The 15,867-nt window shown below is 58.4% G+C and carries 12 protein-coding genes; 4 read left to right on the forward strand and 8 right to left on the reverse strand.

What is annotated here, in order from left to right; translation table 11 throughout:
- Positions 1-12 precede the first annotated feature (12 nt).
- Genes Q0367_RS05285 through Q0367_RS05295 form a run of 3 tightly spaced genes read right to left on the reverse strand, consistent with a single transcriptional unit; the run spans position 13 to position 3,279 of the window.
- Positions 13-1,062 carry an SIS domain-containing protein gene (locus tag Q0367_RS05285; protein WP_298981166.1) on the reverse strand — a complete coding sequence of 350 codons (1,050 nt, stop codon included), beginning with the start codon at positions 1,060-1,062 and terminating at the stop codon, positions 13-15.
- A gap of 20 nt (positions 1,063-1,082) precedes the next feature.
- Positions 1,083-2,255 carry an N-acetylglucosamine-6-phosphate deacetylase gene (gene nagA / locus Q0367_RS05290; RefSeq protein ID WP_297632429.1) on the reverse strand — a complete coding sequence of 391 codons (1,173 nt, stop codon included), beginning with the start codon at positions 2,253-2,255 and terminating at the stop codon, positions 1,083-1,085.
- A 13-nt stretch (positions 2,256-2,268) separates the two neighbouring features.
- Positions 2,269-3,279, reverse strand: coding sequence for an ROK family protein (locus Q0367_RS05295; protein ID WP_298981167.1), 1,011 nt, complete (start codon positions 3,277-3,279; stop codon positions 2,269-2,271).
- Between the two features lie 206 nt (positions 3,280-3,485).
- On the opposite strand from Q0367_RS05295, the gene cobS reads away from it, so the two are divergent.
- Positions 3,486-4,211, forward strand: coding sequence for an adenosylcobinamide-GDP ribazoletransferase (gene cobS / locus Q0367_RS05300; RefSeq protein WP_298981169.1), 726 nt, complete (start codon positions 3,486-3,488; stop codon positions 4,209-4,211).
- A 121-nt stretch (positions 4,212-4,332) separates the two neighbouring features.
- Here the strand turns inward: cobS and Q0367_RS05305 are convergent, their stop codons facing one another.
- Both Q0367_RS05305 and Q0367_RS05310 read right to left on the reverse strand, forming a co-directional pair.
- Positions 4,333-7,113: a glycoside hydrolase family 2 protein gene (locus tag Q0367_RS05305; protein WP_297632439.1), complete on the reverse strand. Its 2,781-nt coding sequence runs from the start codon at positions 7,111-7,113 to the stop codon at positions 4,333-4,335.
- Positions 7,076-8,248: a GntR family transcriptional regulator gene (locus Q0367_RS05310; RefSeq protein ID WP_297632442.1), complete on the reverse strand. Its 1,173-nt coding sequence runs from the start codon at positions 8,246-8,248 to the stop codon at positions 7,076-7,078. The genes Q0367_RS05305 and Q0367_RS05310 overlap by 38 nt, the downstream gene beginning before the upstream one ends.
- 430 nt (positions 8,249-8,678) lie before the next feature.
- Here Q0367_RS05310 and Q0367_RS05315 point away from each other — a divergent pair, with 430 nt between their 5' ends.
- The 3 genes from Q0367_RS05315 to Q0367_RS05325 all read left to right on the forward strand — a co-directional run bounded on the left by Q0367_RS05315 (position 8,679) and on the right by Q0367_RS05325 (position 11,911).
- Complete coding sequence (locus Q0367_RS05315; protein ID WP_297632444.1) at positions 8,679-9,992, forward strand: extracellular solute-binding protein; 1,314 nt, start codon at positions 8,679-8,681, stop codon at positions 9,990-9,992.
- 69 nt (positions 9,993-10,061) lie between these two features.
- Entirely contained in the window at positions 10,062-10,976 is a 915-nt protein-coding gene (locus Q0367_RS05320) for a carbohydrate ABC transporter permease (protein WP_297632446.1), read from the forward strand.
- Positions 10,973-11,911, forward strand: coding sequence for a carbohydrate ABC transporter permease (locus Q0367_RS05325; protein ID WP_297632449.1), 939 nt, complete (start codon positions 10,973-10,975; stop codon positions 11,909-11,911). Before Q0367_RS05320 ends, Q0367_RS05325 begins: the two co-directional genes overlap by 4 nt.
- A gap of 35 nt (positions 11,912-11,946) precedes the next feature.
- On the opposite strand, the gene Q0367_RS05330 is transcribed toward Q0367_RS05325, so the two are convergent.
- Genes Q0367_RS05330 through Q0367_RS05340 form a run of 3 tightly spaced genes read right to left on the reverse strand, consistent with a single transcriptional unit; the run spans position 11,947 to position 15,853 of the window.
- Positions 11,947-13,854 (reverse strand): aldehyde ferredoxin oxidoreductase family protein, encoded by a 1,908-nt coding sequence (locus tag Q0367_RS05330; RefSeq protein ID WP_297632451.1) that lies wholly within the window; start codon positions 13,852-13,854, stop codon positions 11,947-11,949.
- A 12-nt stretch (positions 13,855-13,866) separates the two neighbouring features.
- On the reverse strand, positions 13,867-14,874 hold the full coding sequence (locus Q0367_RS05335; protein WP_298981172.1) for an ABC transporter permease: 1,008 nt from the start codon (positions 14,872-14,874) through the stop codon (positions 13,867-13,869).
- Complete coding sequence (locus tag Q0367_RS05340; protein ID WP_298981173.1) at positions 14,858-15,853, reverse strand: ABC transporter ATP-binding protein; 996 nt, start codon at positions 15,851-15,853, stop codon at positions 14,858-14,860. Before Q0367_RS05340 ends, Q0367_RS05335 begins: the two co-directional genes overlap by 17 nt.
- Positions 15,854-15,867: the final 14 nt, after the last annotated feature.

A 15,867-nucleotide genomic window follows, 5' to 3' on the forward strand; every position in this document is an offset into this window, starting at 1 on the left:
GGCGGATGGCGTTCAGCGCGTTTCGGTGACCTTGCGCAGCCCGCGCGGGTGATCGGGATCGAAATCGCGCACCGCCGCCAGGTGCATGGCGAAGAGCTGACAGGGCACGATGGTCGTCAGCGCGGACAACCACTCCGGCGCGCCGACAGGGAGAGGGATCGAGATGCGTCCCATCGCCAGCGCCTCTGCGTCGTCGCTGATGACGACAATCTCCGCCTCGCGCTGCTTGAGCGTCTGCATGAATTGCTTCATCTCCGGCAGGAGCGCGCCCGAGGGAGCGATGACGAAGGCCGGAAAACCGTGTTCGATCAACGCCAGTGGGCCATGCATAAAGTCGGCGGTGGAGTAAGGCTCGGCGATCGTGTAGGTCAATTCCTTGAGTTTCAGCGCAAACTCGAACGCCGTGGCGTAGTTGTAGCCGCGGCCGAGCACGACACAGTCGCGCATGTAGCGGTAGCGTTCGGCCAGGGCGCCGATCCGGGGCGACAAGGCAAGGATCGACGCCACATGCTGCGGGATCGCCTCGAGCGCCTGTTGCATTTGCTCGTCGCCGGCCAGTTCGGCGCTGAGCGCGGCGATGGCGGCCAGCGACGCCGTGTAGGTCTTGGTGGCGGCAATCGAGCGTTCCTCGCCGGCGTGCAGCGTAATCACGTGCTCGGCCTGGCGCGCGAGGTCAGAATCCGGGAAGTTGGTGATGGCGGCGGTCATGGCTCCCTGTCGTCGCGCCTCGGTCAACACGGAAACGATGTCCGGGCTTTTGCCGCTTTGGCTGACCCCGATGACCAGCGCGTTGCCGAAGCGGGGCGGTCGCCGATAGATCGAGTATAAGCTCGGCGTCGCCAGCGCCACCATCAGCTCGTTCATGGCGCCGAACAAATACTGCGCATACCGGCCGGCGTTGTCGCTCGTCCCACGCGCAGCGATTACGATGTAATCCACCTGTCGGGCGCGGATGGCGCTGGCCAGCCGCTTGATGGCGGGGCGCTCTCGTTCCAGCAGAGCGCTCAATACGGCGGGCTGTTCGTGAATCTCTCGATAAAGATAGGACTGTTCCAGGGACACGCTCGTTTCTCCTCAATCTGTCAGGATTCTTCACGTACATAACAGGTCACGCCCGCGATCATCGTGCGAACCACCTCGATGGTCGGCGTGAGAAAGACCAGGTCCGCCCACGCGCCGGCGCGCAGTCGTCCGCGCTCCCGCCCGATGCCGAGCAGGTCCGCCGGCGTGGAAGTGATCGTCGCCAGCGCCTGGCCGAGCGTACAGCCCGTGTACAGGATCAGCCGACGCAGCGCCTCATCCATCGACAACACGGAGCCGGCCAGCGTGCCCGACGCCAGCCGCGCCACGTTGACCCCGCGCGCGTCTTCGGTGACGAACACTTCGTGATCGGCGATCTGGTAGCGGCCGGGCGGCATGCCCAGCGCCGCCATCGCATCGGTGACCACGCTGAGGCGGGAAGGTCCCTTGGCAGCCCAGGCGAGCGCCACGATGGCCGGATGCACGTGAATGCCATCCGGGATCACGCCGACCGTCACCTCCGTCGCATGGAGCAGCGCGCCGGGCAGGCCGGGCTCCCGATGTTCGAGCGGCGGCATCGCGTTGAAGAGGTGCGTTCCGTAGCGCACGCCCGCCGCAAAGGCCGCACGCGCCTGCTCGTAGTTCGCCATCGAATGGCCGGCGCTGACGACCACGCCTCGCTGTGCAAGAGTTTGCACCAGTTCAAGCGCGCCCTCCAGCTCCGGCGCCAGCGTGACCAGCCGCACATGCTGCTCCGGCCTCCAGGCGGCGACGTCTTCAAGCGCCGGCGCGCGCAGGTATGCAGGGTTATGCGCGCCTTTTTTCTGCGGGTTGAGGAAAGGCCCCTCGCAGTGAAGCCCGAGCGGGATGCTGCCGCGCCAGCCGGAGGGCGGCCCCGCCTCCAGCGTCTCCTGCGCCTGCGCCACTTTCTGTAGAGGCGAGGTGATAATAGTCGGCAAAAAACTGGTCACGCCCCAGCGCGGCAGCCCTTCCGCCACCCGCCAGATCGATTCGGGCGCCCAGGTGAAATCTTCGCCGAACGCGCCGTTGAGCTGCAGGTCGATGAAGCCGGGCGCCACAATCAGACCGCCGGCGTCGATAATCTCGGCGTCAGCCGGGACGCCGATGTGTGCAGCGTCGCCGATCGCCACGATCCGCCCCCGGTCGATCAGCAAAACGCCGTCGTCGATCTGCTCGTCAGGCGTCAGCAGCGTTGCCCGTTGAATGCATAACATGGCTCAACCTGTTCTATGATGTTTGTGGATGATGGTTCATCAGATCGGCGGCCAGCGCGGCTGCACCCCAGGCGCCCAGGTTGCGCGTCGGGTCGGCGATGCGCAGAATTTCGGGGCGCAGCACGGCACGCGCCAGCGCCGAACTTTCCTGCTGCCGCAGCCACTCCGCAACGATGGGACGCAGATAGCGTTCACCGGCGCGCGTCACGCCGCCGCCGAGCACCACGCCATCGACGTCGTAGGCCAGCACCACGCTGCGCAACGCCCGGGCCAGCTCCACGCCGACGTCGTCTACGATGCGTTGGGCAACGGCGTCTCCGGCTGCCGCCGCGTCGTAGACGGCGCGCGCCGTGATCGAGCCCGCTGCGGCCAGCGCGCCTCCCGCCCCCTGAGCGATCGCTTCCTTCGCCCGGCGCACGACCGCCGTCGCCGAAACGAGCGTCTCCAGGCAGCCGCGCGTGCCGCAGTTGCAGAGCGGCCCGTTCGGATCGACGATCATGTGGCCGAACTCGCCGGCCAGCCCGTGACGTCCGCGCACCAGCTTGCCGTCAAGGATCACGCCTACGGCGAGGCCGGTGCCGATGCTGACGTACGCAATGTTCTGGTCGTCGTTTGGATTGTCGAAGCGATAGACGCCGAGGGCTGCTGCGCGCACGTCGTTTTCAAAGGCGCAGGGAACGCCGAAACGCTCGGTGAGGCGGGGAATAAGCGGATAGTCGTACCAGTGCAGGTTGACGGCGATGCGCACGATGCCCCGTTCGTAGTCCTGCTGTCCGGGAATGCCCAGCCCGATGGCGGCCAGATGCCGTGACGCGTCGCCCAGCGCCACCGTCTGCTCGATGGCGGCCGCCACGCACCACATCGTGGCGTCGGGACTGCTCAAGTCGGTGGGGACAGTCAGCTCGCCGTGAGCGCGCAGGCCTTCGTCGAGCAGCACGGTCGACACCGTGGTGCCGCCAATATCTACGCCGACCAGCCAGTACGAGGAGAGAGCAGGTTCACGATTCAGAGAGAGCGCGTCCATTCCGAATTTGCCGATCTGTCAGACTACGGTTGGAATTGAGATGTTTGTATGATACATCGCGCCACAGGAGGAGCGAAAACTTCGGGGTTTGTCGAGGGCTATCGAGCTTTCGATGAGGCGCCCCTCTTCCAGGAAGCCCAGAGCCTTCTGGAAGAGGGCGGCAAATAAGAAAATCGCCCGGCTTCAGGATATTCAAGGACAGAAGTATGCAACGATTTTGGAGCGCAGTAGGGTTTCTCACGACGGCGCCGACGCCGACGCACCGTTTTATACTTGATCAACAAACGCTCTTCTGGTTCCCATTCGTCGGGTTAGGGATCGGCGCAACATTGAGTGCACTGGCGTTTCTGTTCGGCGCTCTCTTCCCGGCGCCGGTGACGGCTGTGCTCCTGGTGGGGACATGGGCGGCGTTGACAGGCGCGCTTCACCTTGACGGCCTGGCCGACTGCGGCGATGGCCTGCTGGCGCCGGTTCCGCGCGAACGCAGGCTGGAGATCATGCGGGATTCGAGAATTGGCGCCTTCGGCGTGGTGACGCTGACGTTGATGTTGCTGTTGAAAACAGCCGCATTGACGACCTCGCCGGTCATCTGGCCGGCGCTGCTGTTGGCGCCGATGTGGGCGCGCTGGCTGATTCTGCTGGCGATGCAGCGCCCGCTGGCGCGATCGGACGGCATGGCGGCGCGAATGAGAACGGCGTTGAACGTGCGCTCGCTTGCGCTGTTCGCCCTGCCCGCCGTGCTTCTGACGGCGGCGCTGAGCACCTGGCACTGGCAGGTGGCGCCGGCGAGCGTTGTCGCCATCCTGACCGCATTGGGCGTGCTGCGCCTGGCGGAGCGACGGATCGGCGGCGTCACCGGGGATGTGTACGGCGCCGTCGTTGAGGTGAGTGAGGCGGCGTTTTTATGCATTGCGTCTTTCACAATTACCTGAGGAATTTCATTGGATCGGGATCGTCGGATCGTGGTCGTCAAATGACGATGATTCTGAACGAAATTCAAGACAGCCCTTGTCGAAACCGGCGATCGTTGAAAATTAAAGGGCTTGCACTGGCTTACCCTTCTGCTAAGTATCGAATGGTCTCACATAAAAGATAGTGGCCAACAACGTTGCGGCGCAAGCCAGAGGGTTGTGCTCCTGCACCTCCCTGAAATCGCAAGGTGCTGGCAACCAATCTTCCTCTCCCAATATGGATTTCTATCATGTAATCTGTCACGTGGAACTCTCTGGCATCAAGACGGCGCAGTAAAGGTCGTGCGAGATGTAGGTCTCGCAAAAATTCTTTGATTCGAGATGTATCAAAAGCAAAATCTGTCGCTAAGCCAAAAAACTGCAGATCGGTGAACCCTCGGTGAGGGAAACGCGACCAAATCGGATGGGGGTACAGGAGTTTAATCGATTCTCGCCAAAAAGGAACTTGACGCACTGGCAAAGGGTTACATCCTTGTTGAATCAAGAGCACTTTGCCGCCGGCGCGCAAATATTCCAATAAGCGCAAGGTTAACGTTGTGACGACAAGCACTGAGGGGAGCTCTACACAACTTTCCAGATCAATCGTACTTTCCTGTGCAAATAGCTCTCCCCAATCGCTTAAGCAACCGTTTGGATCATAAACAGCAAAGGTTGCGGCGTCGTGTTGTAGCTTGGGATATATCCAAAGCGGCCACTGGTTTTCAATTTCGCGGGCGCCATCGCAAATCCTGGCGTTTAGGCGGAATTCTGCTGGCGATACAACGCCAGGCAATTCTTGTTGAACAGTGGCTACTTTATAGGGGCGTCCCAGCCACGGTTCGGCGGGGAGCGGATAAGAACCGCCCATCTGCAAGTTCCCGTCCATATCGACGATTCGCCATTCAAAATACGCATCTGCACTCAACGCCTCACCGGTGTTGTGCAAAACAAAGTGAAAACGAGCGATGTCGCCAGAGCGCCAATTGAACATATCCAGTCGATCGGGTCGATCTCCACCGCTCTTCCATACCCGTCGACGATCGACTTCCAGACACAGAATTGTGTCATCGTTAAACTGGCGCAGCTTGGCTGCAGCCCATTTGGTGTTGCCGAAGTCATCCAATACGCCAGAAGTATTGATGGGCGTGTCGCGTATGCCAGTCACCACATATCCTCCAACGCCGGAGCGACGGCGAACAGCCTCCAGAATATACTTGATCACCGTCAAGGATTGGGCGCGGGAGAGCGTTGTCAATTCTTCCGGCCTAAATCCCAGATCGGCGTCCGCAATTCGTTGCAATTGAGCGAGCAGTGCGGCCACTTGAGGACGCGAAGTATGAAGGGGGTTTTCCTCCGTAATCCACCAAGGTCGCTTCCCTTCATTTGCAGCGATAATCGCGTTCAAATCTCGATAATTATCTGAATCGTTGAATTCACCGAAAATCCAAGGTCGAGGCGTTCGCCAGTCGCGACGCCAATGGTCTAGCATAGGCTCAAAAAAATGAAGATCGGTGTAGGTATGGTAATCATAAAAGTCAGCCAGGTCGAGTTCAGCGCCGCCGTAAGCTTCAGCCGTTCCGCTGTTGTCGCATACAAGGGCGCCCGACGCTGCCCTGCGCATGAGTAAAGTGAGTTGAGTCAAAATTTCAGCGTCGACGCTTTCGTCGAGCTCACATCCCACGCTGTAAATCACAATGGAAGGATGATGAGCGGCCAGCCGCATGTAAGCCGCGTATTCCTCGATCAGAACCGTACGCAGTTCTTCCGTGAGTTTTGGTTGCCACATCGGCCATTCTTGCCAGAGAAGCACGCCTTCCTCGTCGGCGATTTCGTAATAGCGTCGATTCGGTACAAACAGGCATAATTTGATCAGGTTGAAACCCAGTTCTCGAACTACGTGAAATTCACGGCGGATCTGTTCATCAGAAAAAGCAGGGGCGATCAAGTCCGGATCCCAACCCCAGTGCAATACTCCCCGCAGGCAGATTGGCCGATGATTCAATAAAAGCTGCTCGCCCTCCGCCTTTAGATGTCGGAACCCTGTGCGTTCCTTTACTGAAGCCAGCGACGTCCCCTCTACAAAAAGCTCGACGTCAATGTTGTAAAGAACAGGATGTCCTGGGTGCCATAGTTGGGCGTCTGGCACATATACGTTGCCATTCCAACTGCCGTCATCGTTCAACGAGATATCTTGTTCGACAAAGATTCTCGAATCAGACTTGATGCGACAGCGCACTAAACCGGAACGTCTGCTCTCAAAAATATGGGCTTTTCCAGAAAGATGGATGATACGATTCTCTGGTTCAGCGGTTACCTGCAAATCAGAAAATGCGGCTTTCATTGCTCGTAACCGTACGCCCTGCCATATCCCACCGAAGGCCAGAGCTACATCCGGTAAGAATCCAGAGAGTGTAGAACGCAGTGGGTAACGTTCGCCAGGTTTAAACACGACGAGCTCAATGAGGTTGACTCCGGGCGATATGAAATCCGTGACATCGAACGAAAAAGGCGTCCACATTCCACGGTGAGATCCGACCGGTAGATGATTGATCGTTAGGGCGCAGAAGTAGCTGACTGCATCGAATTCGAGCTGAATGCGACGCCCTGCCCAACTTTGAGGCACTTCGACGTAGCGACGATAGACAGCCGGGCCTTCACATGATTTAGAATATCCCTGCGCCTCCCAACAGCCGGGCACTTGGATCGTGCTCCACGTCTGGTCCTCACCCAGTCGAAATGACCAAATACCATTCAAAGAAAGTGTTTCTGCAAGATCGTTGCGGAGCATGGCCGAGTTTTCAGTCGATGGTGTCGATTCTGCTCGTGAGGTGACACAGGCATTGACGTCAATAGTGGTTGCGTGAGAAGGTGGAATGACATCCACCGCCGTATTCCGAGTACACCGTCTCAGTTGTGCGTTCCGTTTCCGCTGCTCCACACGAAGCGCGAACGATCAGTTTCGTAGGTAAAATATGTTGTTGAGGGCCAGCCATGTGACCTCTAATTCGGCCAACCAACACTTCAGCGGCTTTGCGCCCAATCTCAAATGTGGGAAGCGCTACTGTGGTCAGGGGCGTTTCGAGGTGCGCAGAAATTGCAAAATCGCCAAATCCAACCAGCGCCAGGTCCTCTGGAATACGAATCCGTAAGCGACGGCAAAGTTTATATAAAGCAAGCGCCAATCGATCATTGGCGGCCAAAATGGCAGTGGGTCGGTCTTTTGAAGATAAATTGGGGATGAGCGTCGCCACATCCACCGTAGGATAACTCTCGATTTTCCAAACGTCTTCATGGATAGATGGAAGTCCAGCCTCGGCAAGGGCGCATTGATAGCCGATTTGGCGGTGGTCCATTGTGATGGCCGGCTCTGGAGTAGTCAAAAATCCAATTCGACGATGACCCAATCGAATCAAATGTTGCGTTGCCTGCAAAGCGCCCCCAAAATTGTCGGCTATAACATAATCTGTCATCAGGTTTCTAAAATAGCGATCGACAACCACTAGAGGATACTGCTGTTCGCTAAGTCGAAGAATCGCGTTGTCGAGATGGATGGAATCGATGGGATAGAGAACAATCCCTGCAATACCCATTTGCACTAGGCGATGCAGCGTTTCCGTCTGCTTGGCCAAGTTGTTCTCGACCTGATGAAACAGGATGCTGTAGCCCAACTCCTGAGCTTTGTGTTCCACGCCCATCAATAAAGTTGGAGCAAATGAATCCACCACATACGGGACGACAAATGCAAGCGTTCGACCTGGCAGGTCGTCGATCGGAGCTTGATGCACGCTTCCTCGGGTTACAAAGGTGCCCCTTCCCTGCTCACGTCGTACATAGCCGTTGCGCTCGACTTCAGTCAACGCCTGTCGCAATGTGCCGCGTGAAATTTGTAGTTGAGCGCATAAATGCTGTTCGGAAGGCAGCATTCCGCCAACCGGCCATTCTCCATCGAGAATTCTGTTGATGATCAGGTTGCGCACCTGAATATGCAAAGGAACATCCGAGTTTCGATCAAGTTGCATAGTGCTTTTGATTTTCCATCACAGATGCATCAATAGGTATGGACAAGTTTATCTCGAAGCATACCGTAAAGGAGCAATACTGTCAACGAAATAGGCATTAGACGTTAGCCCACCTCTCCTGCCCCTCAAAGCAAAACGATTGACAAGCTTCAAAAAACCACCTAAGATTGATTTAGACAAATTTGTACACAAGTTCATCGAAATTGTTCAGAAAATAACCAGGCAATACATTGGGTTCTCTATTTTCTGACGAGTGTTGTGAGATATTGAGTTTTTTCTACTCAGCGTCTGTGACATTTGGTTATCCATCCCCTGACGAGGGAAGGATGTGTGCAATGGTTCAATTGGGGGCTGTGTAAGCAAGCTGTGGGAGAGAAGCGTTATTGTTTATCGCAGGAATCAGGTTCGAAGCTATGCCAGGAGGAAGAACATGGCCGCAGATTCAAAAATTTCCCGTCGTGATTTTTTGCGCTTGGCCGGCATGACGGCAGCCAGTGCAACGGTGTTGGCTGCCTGCGCGCCGGTGATCCAGCCTTCAGCAGTCGGTCCCGCCCCCCAAGAGTCGCCCGAGGTCTCGCTTCCGAAGGCCCCGGTGGAAATTGTCTATGCATTTCATGATCCAGCTGATTTCCGCAAGGAGGCCGTCGAGCTATTTAGCGAGCGTTTCCCTGACATCCGGATCACTTTGCAGCAGATTCCAGATGAGTTTCCCACTAAAATTTTCACGATGGCCGCTGCTGGCACATTGCCCGATGTTGTACGCGTTTGGGAGCCAATGGTGTTAGACTTCGGTCGAGCCAACCAGGTGATTGACTTGCAGCCTTTCATCGATGCTCAGCCTGACTTCAATGCTGAAGATTTCCTCGAAAATTTCTACGATTTTCCGGTCATCGCCGGAAAGCGATATGGCATCGCCGACGGCTGGAACGGCCATGTGGCATACTACAACAAGGACCTTTTCGATCAGGCCGGCGTCTCTTATCCTTCGGAAGAATGGGACTGGGATGATTATGTCGCCATTGCCCGCCAGATCTCCAGACCTGAAGAAAGGATCTGGGGCGACATCGGCCTGTATATCGGTTGGCTACACTGGAGTCACAAACTGGTCTGGCAGAACGGCGGACGCATCTATAACGATGACTACACCGAATGTTTGATGGGCAGCCCTGAGGCCATCGAGGCTCTGCAGTATTGGGCCGATCTTCAACAAGAAGCGGTGATTATGCCATCTCCAGCTCAGGCCGAGGGTTTGGGAAATCTGTTCCAGGCAGGTCGCGCCGCCATGCAACGGGTAGGCACCTGGGAAATCGGAGCGCTCGCTGAGAGTGAATTCGCCTGGGATCTGCTTCCAGAGCCTAAGCGCAAAGAACGACGCACCCTGCTTCACACTGCTTTCAACGTGATCCCAACAACGACAAGGGATAAGGAGTCCGCATGGAAGTGGTTAAACTTTATTGTTGGACCGGAAGGCCAGTACCTGTATGTAAAGAAAAACGCTACGCCAGGAACGCGCCGTTCGGTCAATGAGAAGATGCCATGGGCGAGAGAGGGGCTCGACGTTCGTTGGGAAGTGGTGCCTCAGGCTGGAGAGTACGGCATATTAGTGCCTGCACCACCCAATGTAGGCGAGGTGGAGAAGATCCTGGGCGACGCTGTCCAGGCTATCTTTCTGGGCAGAGCCAAAGCTGCCGACATCCTTCCTGAAGCTGCAGCCAAGGCAACAGAGGCGCTCAGGCAAGCCTAGCATGTTTTTTTTCGCTCCTGCCCTTTCTTCCACAGAAGGGGGGCAGGAGCGATTTCAGGAAAAAGCGGCATGGAGCGCAAACGTTTCTATACAAAACGGCGGCTGAGACAGACGATTGAAGGCTATCTATTCATTTCGCCCTGGATCATTGGTTTTGTTTTGTTCACAGCCGGCCCGATCGTAGCATCTTTTGTGCTTAGTTTTTTTAGCTGGAGCCTGATCCGCCCCCCACGACTGGTTTGGTTCGATAACTACGTTGTAATGTTCACGAGAGATCCGCTCTTCTGGCAATCGCTGCGGGTCACGATGGTGTATGTGGTGGTTGCAGTTCCCCTACAACTGCTCTTTGCCCTTTTCCTGGCCATCCTTCTCAACCAGAAGGTGCGTCTAATTCCCTTTTTTCGCACTTTATTTTATCTGCCATCTCAGGTGAGCTCGGTGGCGATGGCCGTGATTTTCCTATGGATCTACCATCCAGAGCTGGGCTTAGTCAACGATCTCTTGCGATTGATAGGCGTCCAGGGTCCAGCATGGCTGATCTCCCCACAGTGGGCGCTCCCAGCACTGATCGGGATGAGTCTGTGGACGGTCGGGGGCTCTATGATCATCCTGTTAGCCGGATTGCAAGATATTCCGCAACATCTCTACGAAGCCGCAGCGTTGGATGGCGCAGGCGAACTGGCTAAGTTTCGTTATGTGACGCTGCCCATGCTCTCGCCCGTAATCTTTTTTATCCTCGTACTCGGCATCATCGCAGGATTTCAATACTTCGCACAAGCCTACGTAATGACCAGAGGGGGACCGCTCAATGCAACGTTGTTTTATGCCCTATACCTTTATCTGAATGCATTCAATTTCTTGAAAATGGGCTATGCTGCAGCACTGGCCTGGATTCTATTGCTCATCATTATGGCCGTAACGATCCTGCAACTGCGTCTGGCTCGTTACTGGGTCTACTATGAATTCGAGGAAACGCGGCGATGAGCGACAAAAGCAATAGCTATCTCAAGAACATGCTTGGGGATGGGATGGCAACGCACCCTCGAATAGAACAAGGTGTGCAATTTCTTTCGAGCAGCAAGCGCCGCCGAGAATTTCTCAAGCGGACGGTCAGTTATTTTTTGTTGAGCTCGTTAGGTCTGCTCATGAGCCTGCCTTTTCTCTGGATGCTTTCCACTGCGCTCAAGCCCGATGCGCTGGTCTTTAGCATCCCTCCAGAGTGGTTTCCACGTCCCTGGGTTTGGCGCAACTTCATCGATTCTTTGACGCTGTTAGGACATCCGGTTCATCTTTATGTCTTTAACACCGTATTAATCGCTGTGCTGGGCGTCCTTGGGGTTGCTTTATCCAGTTCGTTGGTGGCTTTCGGTTTCGCTCGTCTGGATTTCCCAGGTCGAAACCTGCTTTTTTTACTGGTGCTCAGCACCATGATGTTGCCCCGCATCGTCACCATCGTTCCTCAGTTCATTTTGTTCCAGAAAATTGGCTGGTTAGACACCTTTAAGCCCCTGATCGTGCCATACTGGTTTGGCGCCCCTTTTCATATCTTTCTACTACGCCAATTCTTTCTTTCCATCCCGAAGGAGTTGGATGACGCAGCACGGGTAGACGGAGCGTCGAGTTTTCAGATTTACTGGCGCATCGTCTTGCCGCTTTCCAGGCCAGCCCTGGCTACCGTGGCGATTTTTGCATTCACCTATCACTGGAACGATCTTCTTGAACCGTTAATTTTTCTTTCCTCACAGCACAACTGGACGCTGGCCCTCTTCCTTGCAAGTTTCCAAGGCTACATGCAGCAGCCGCGTTGGAATCTTTTGATGGCGGCATCCACCATCCTGACGCTGCCGGTGTTGGTTCTTTTCTTCTTTGCGCAACGACTGTTTATCGGCGGGATCACGGTGACAGGCATTAAGGGTTGAAACAATGCCAAGATTCTGTGGTCTAGTAAAGCTCCCTACTTCACCACCCAACCGATCCCCAGCTCCTCCAGCCGTTCCACGGTCGGGTTGCCGGTGGCGACGTCCCAGCCCGCCATCCGATAGTAGAGGTCCTTAGCGCGCTCGATCTCCTCTTCGGTCACGCGCAGGCCATCGCTGACGCCGCCCCTCAGCGGCTGATGCAGCCGCGGCGGCAGCCGGTCGTGTTCGCGCGCGAAGCCCTCGCGCATGTTGAAGACCTTCATCAGGTTGACCCGCCGCGCGCCGACCGTCATCAGCTCGGGCAGCGTCGTATCCCAGCCGGTGACGGCGTTGACCACCTGCGCCACGGTGGAAGGGCCGTAGAGCTGCCACGTCGCGCCCCAATCGAACTGGCAGAGGTTGAGCACGTCCATCAGGCTCGTCCAATATTGGGTGATCAACGTGAACTCCACCTTCTCCTCGCCGAGGTCGGTGGCGGGAACAGGGCGAGTCAGCCCCAGCTCGGCCAGCCAGCCCAGGCTGCGCTCGCCTGCGTTCTCCTCGTAGGAGGTGTCGTGCTCGCTCGACTGATGGTCGGCGCCAAAGGGATTGACGGCGTAGATCAGCCCCATGCTGCGCTTGACCTGCGGCATATGCGCCGGCGCTTCGCTGCCCTTCACCGTGATCAGCCGCGCCTGCGCCGCCGGCCCGATCTGTGCAGCCGCGCGCGCCGAACCTTCGGCCAGCAGCGCGCCCAGCCGCCCGCGGCGGAAGGCCATCGCCTCCAGCGCGGCGAGCATGGCGTCGGCGTCGCCCCAGCGCAGCGCCAGTCCGTCGGTGTGCTCGTCGGTCAAGATGCCGTCTTCATAGCACTCGATCGCCCAGGCGATGGTGGCGCCGGCGCCGATCGTGTCCAGGCCATAGTCGTTGCAGAGCGCGTTGGCTTTGGCGACGGCGGCGAGGTCGCGAATCTCGCAATAGGAGCCGAAGGTGGCGATCGTCTCATACTCGGGGCCGCCCAACTCCCGGCGCACCTGATATTTGCCGTTGGTCTCGACCTCGCGCTTGCAGCGCACCACGCAGGCGTAGCAGGTGTCGCGATCGACCAGAATGGTCTCGGCCATGCGCTCGCCGGAGATCTCCTCGGCGTAGGCAAAGGTTCCGCTCTGGTAGTTGCGCGTCGGCAGGCCGCCGGCGAACTCCTGGCTGAGCACCACGCCCGCCGTGCCGAGCTCGCCGAGCTCCTGCATGCCCCGGTTGGTTTTGAACTCGGATGCGCCCAACGCCGCCACTGCTTTGACGCCTTTCGGATCGGCAAAGGCTGGCCGCAACGAACCGCGCACGGCGACGGCCTTAAGGTTCTTGGAGCCCATCACGGCGCCTAGGCCGGTGCGTCCACAGGCGCGGTTACGCATGTTCATGATGGCGGCGACGCGCACCAGATTCTCGCCCGCAGGCCCACAGCACGCCACTTCGATCTTGGGGTCGTCCAGCTCGGCGCGGATGCGCGTCTCGGTCTCCCAGGCGCCCAGTCCCCACAGGTGCGACGCATCGCGCAGCTCGGCCTCTCCGTTTTTGATCCACAGATAGACCGGCCTTTCGGCCTTGCCGAGGAACACGACGCCGTCGAAACCGGCGTTTTTCATCTCCGCCGGGAAGAAGCCGCCCGCCTGCGAGTCGCCGATGGCGCCGGTGAGCGGCGATTTGGCGTTGGCGGTCATGCGGCTCTGACCGGAAAAGGGCGCGCCGGTGAGCACGCTCAACATCAGCGTCAACACGTTGTCGGGGCCGAGTGGATCGGCCCCGACCGGCATGTGCTTGAGAATGTAATACAGGCCGAAGTTCGACCCGCCCATGTAGGTGCGATACCACGCCTCGTCGTGTGCATCCACGCGAAGCCGGCCGCTGCTCAGATCGACGACGAGGATTTTACCGTGATAGCCGTAGGGCATGAGCGTCTTCAAACCTTTCTGCGCTTACGCGCGGATTTCCTGGCGTTGGAAGAGCACGTAGGCCAGCGCAAAGAGCAGGATCGTGGCGGCGATCAGCCCCGTGAGCTGCGGCCAGATGAGCATCAGGCTCTGCGCCAACGGCAGCGGCGCGCCGACGATGGCGCCCTCCAGCTGTGTGGGCAGCAGAATGCCGAAGGAGCGAATCGCCGGGTTCAGGATGCCCAACGTCGCTTCGACGTACAGCGTATTCGGCGAAATGCGCGACAGCGCCTGCTCGGTCTGGATTTGCCGCAGCAGCTCCTGCGCCGTGCCGTAGGTGACCGGACTGATCAGCCGCGCCAGCAAGCTGGTCAGCATTCCCCAGAAGATCGTGAAGAAGAGCCACACGGCCAGCGCACCGAGAGCAGCCGTCGCCGGCTGACGGAAGACCACCGAGAAGACCATTCCCAACGCCAGCCAGATGCCGCCGTAAAAGATGGTGGCCACCAGGAAGATCAGGCTGCGCGCCACCTCCTCGCCGCTCGGCGGCAGCCCAAGCCCCAGGATGCCCATGCCCATCACCAACAGCCAGATGGCCGTCAGCACCAGGGCCAGGGTGAAGAAGCCGGCCAGGAACTTGCCCATCAGCAACGCATCGCGATAGATCGGCTGCGCCAGCACGCGCGACATGGTGCGCCGGTTGAACTCTCCGTTGACTGCATCGAAGGACATCGAGATTGCAATCAACGGCACCAGAAAGCTCAGGAAGCCTATAAAGGCCGGAAGGGGCTCGCGCGCGGTGGTGAATAGCCGTAGAAAGATGAAGGGGTCCTGGCCGACGGTCTGACGCACGCCCTGCATCACCGCGTATACGGTGCCCACCGCCGTCAGCAGGATCAACACTTCCAGAATCTGCATGCGCACACTGGAAAGATGGTCGGCCATCTCCTTGGCCACCACCGCCCACAGCCCCGTCCACGGCGATCCTTTGCGTTTGCGCGCCTGGCTGACCGGCTGTGCGGCGGGCGATTGCACCTTAACTGCCTGCGCCATTGCTCGCCTCCTTGAAGTAGACGGAATAGATCTCGTCGAGACTGGGCGCCTCTACGTCGAGGCCATAGAGTTTGCCGCCGGCGTTGACGACGGCGCTGGCGGCGTCGGAGCGTAGGTCATGCGCGCCGTGAATCACAAAGGTCTCCGGCTGCGTCTGTTCGACTTTCTGGACGCCGGGCAGCGCAAGCAGCGCGCGCTTGAGGACATCGGCCTCGCCGCGCGCCTGCACGGTGATGCGATAGCCCCCGCGCAGCACGCGCTGCGCCAGATCGGCGACGGTGCCGCTGATCATCATGCGCCCGTTCGAGAAGAGCCCGACGCGGTCGCACACCTGCTGCACCTGATGCAAGAGGTGCGAAGAGAGCAAGATCGTGATGCCCTCCTGCTTGAGCTGAAGGATCATGTTCAAAAAGTTGTGCGCCGCCTCTGGGTCCAGCCCGAGCGTTGGCTCATCCATGATAATGATTTCCGGCTGCTTGAGCAAGAGCTCCGCCACGCCGAGGCGCTGGCGCATGCCGCGGGAGAAGGTGGCGACCGGATGGTCGATCACCTCCCCCAGCCCCATGCGCTCGATCGCAGCCGGGATGCGTTTTGCTGCCTCGGCCTGAGACAGGCCGTTCAGTCGGGCGATGTAGGCCAGATTCTCGCGGGCGGTCAGCTCGTCGTAAAAGCCGATGGCGTCCGGCAGATAGCCGACGCGCGCCTTGACGTCCAACGGCTCGCGCGAGGGGTCGAAGCCGAGCACGCGCACCGATCCCGAGGTCGGCTCGGTCAAACCGAGCAACATCAGGATGGTGGTCGTCTTGCCGGCGCCGTTGGGCCCCAGCAGCCCAAACACCTCGCCGCGATGCACGGTCAAATTCAGGTTGTCTACGGCGGTGAACTTGCCGTAGCGTTTGGTGAGCTGGGAGGTCTCAATGACAACCTGGCCTTGGGTTTTGGTCGGCGGCGTCCGCGAACTGGCGGTGACGACGCTCATAGGCGACTCCTCCT

The sequence above is a fragment of the uncultured Caldilinea sp. genome (genome assembly GCF_937128415.1).
Taxonomy (GTDB): Bacteria; Chloroflexota; Anaerolineae; order Caldilineales; family Caldilineaceae; genus Caldilinea.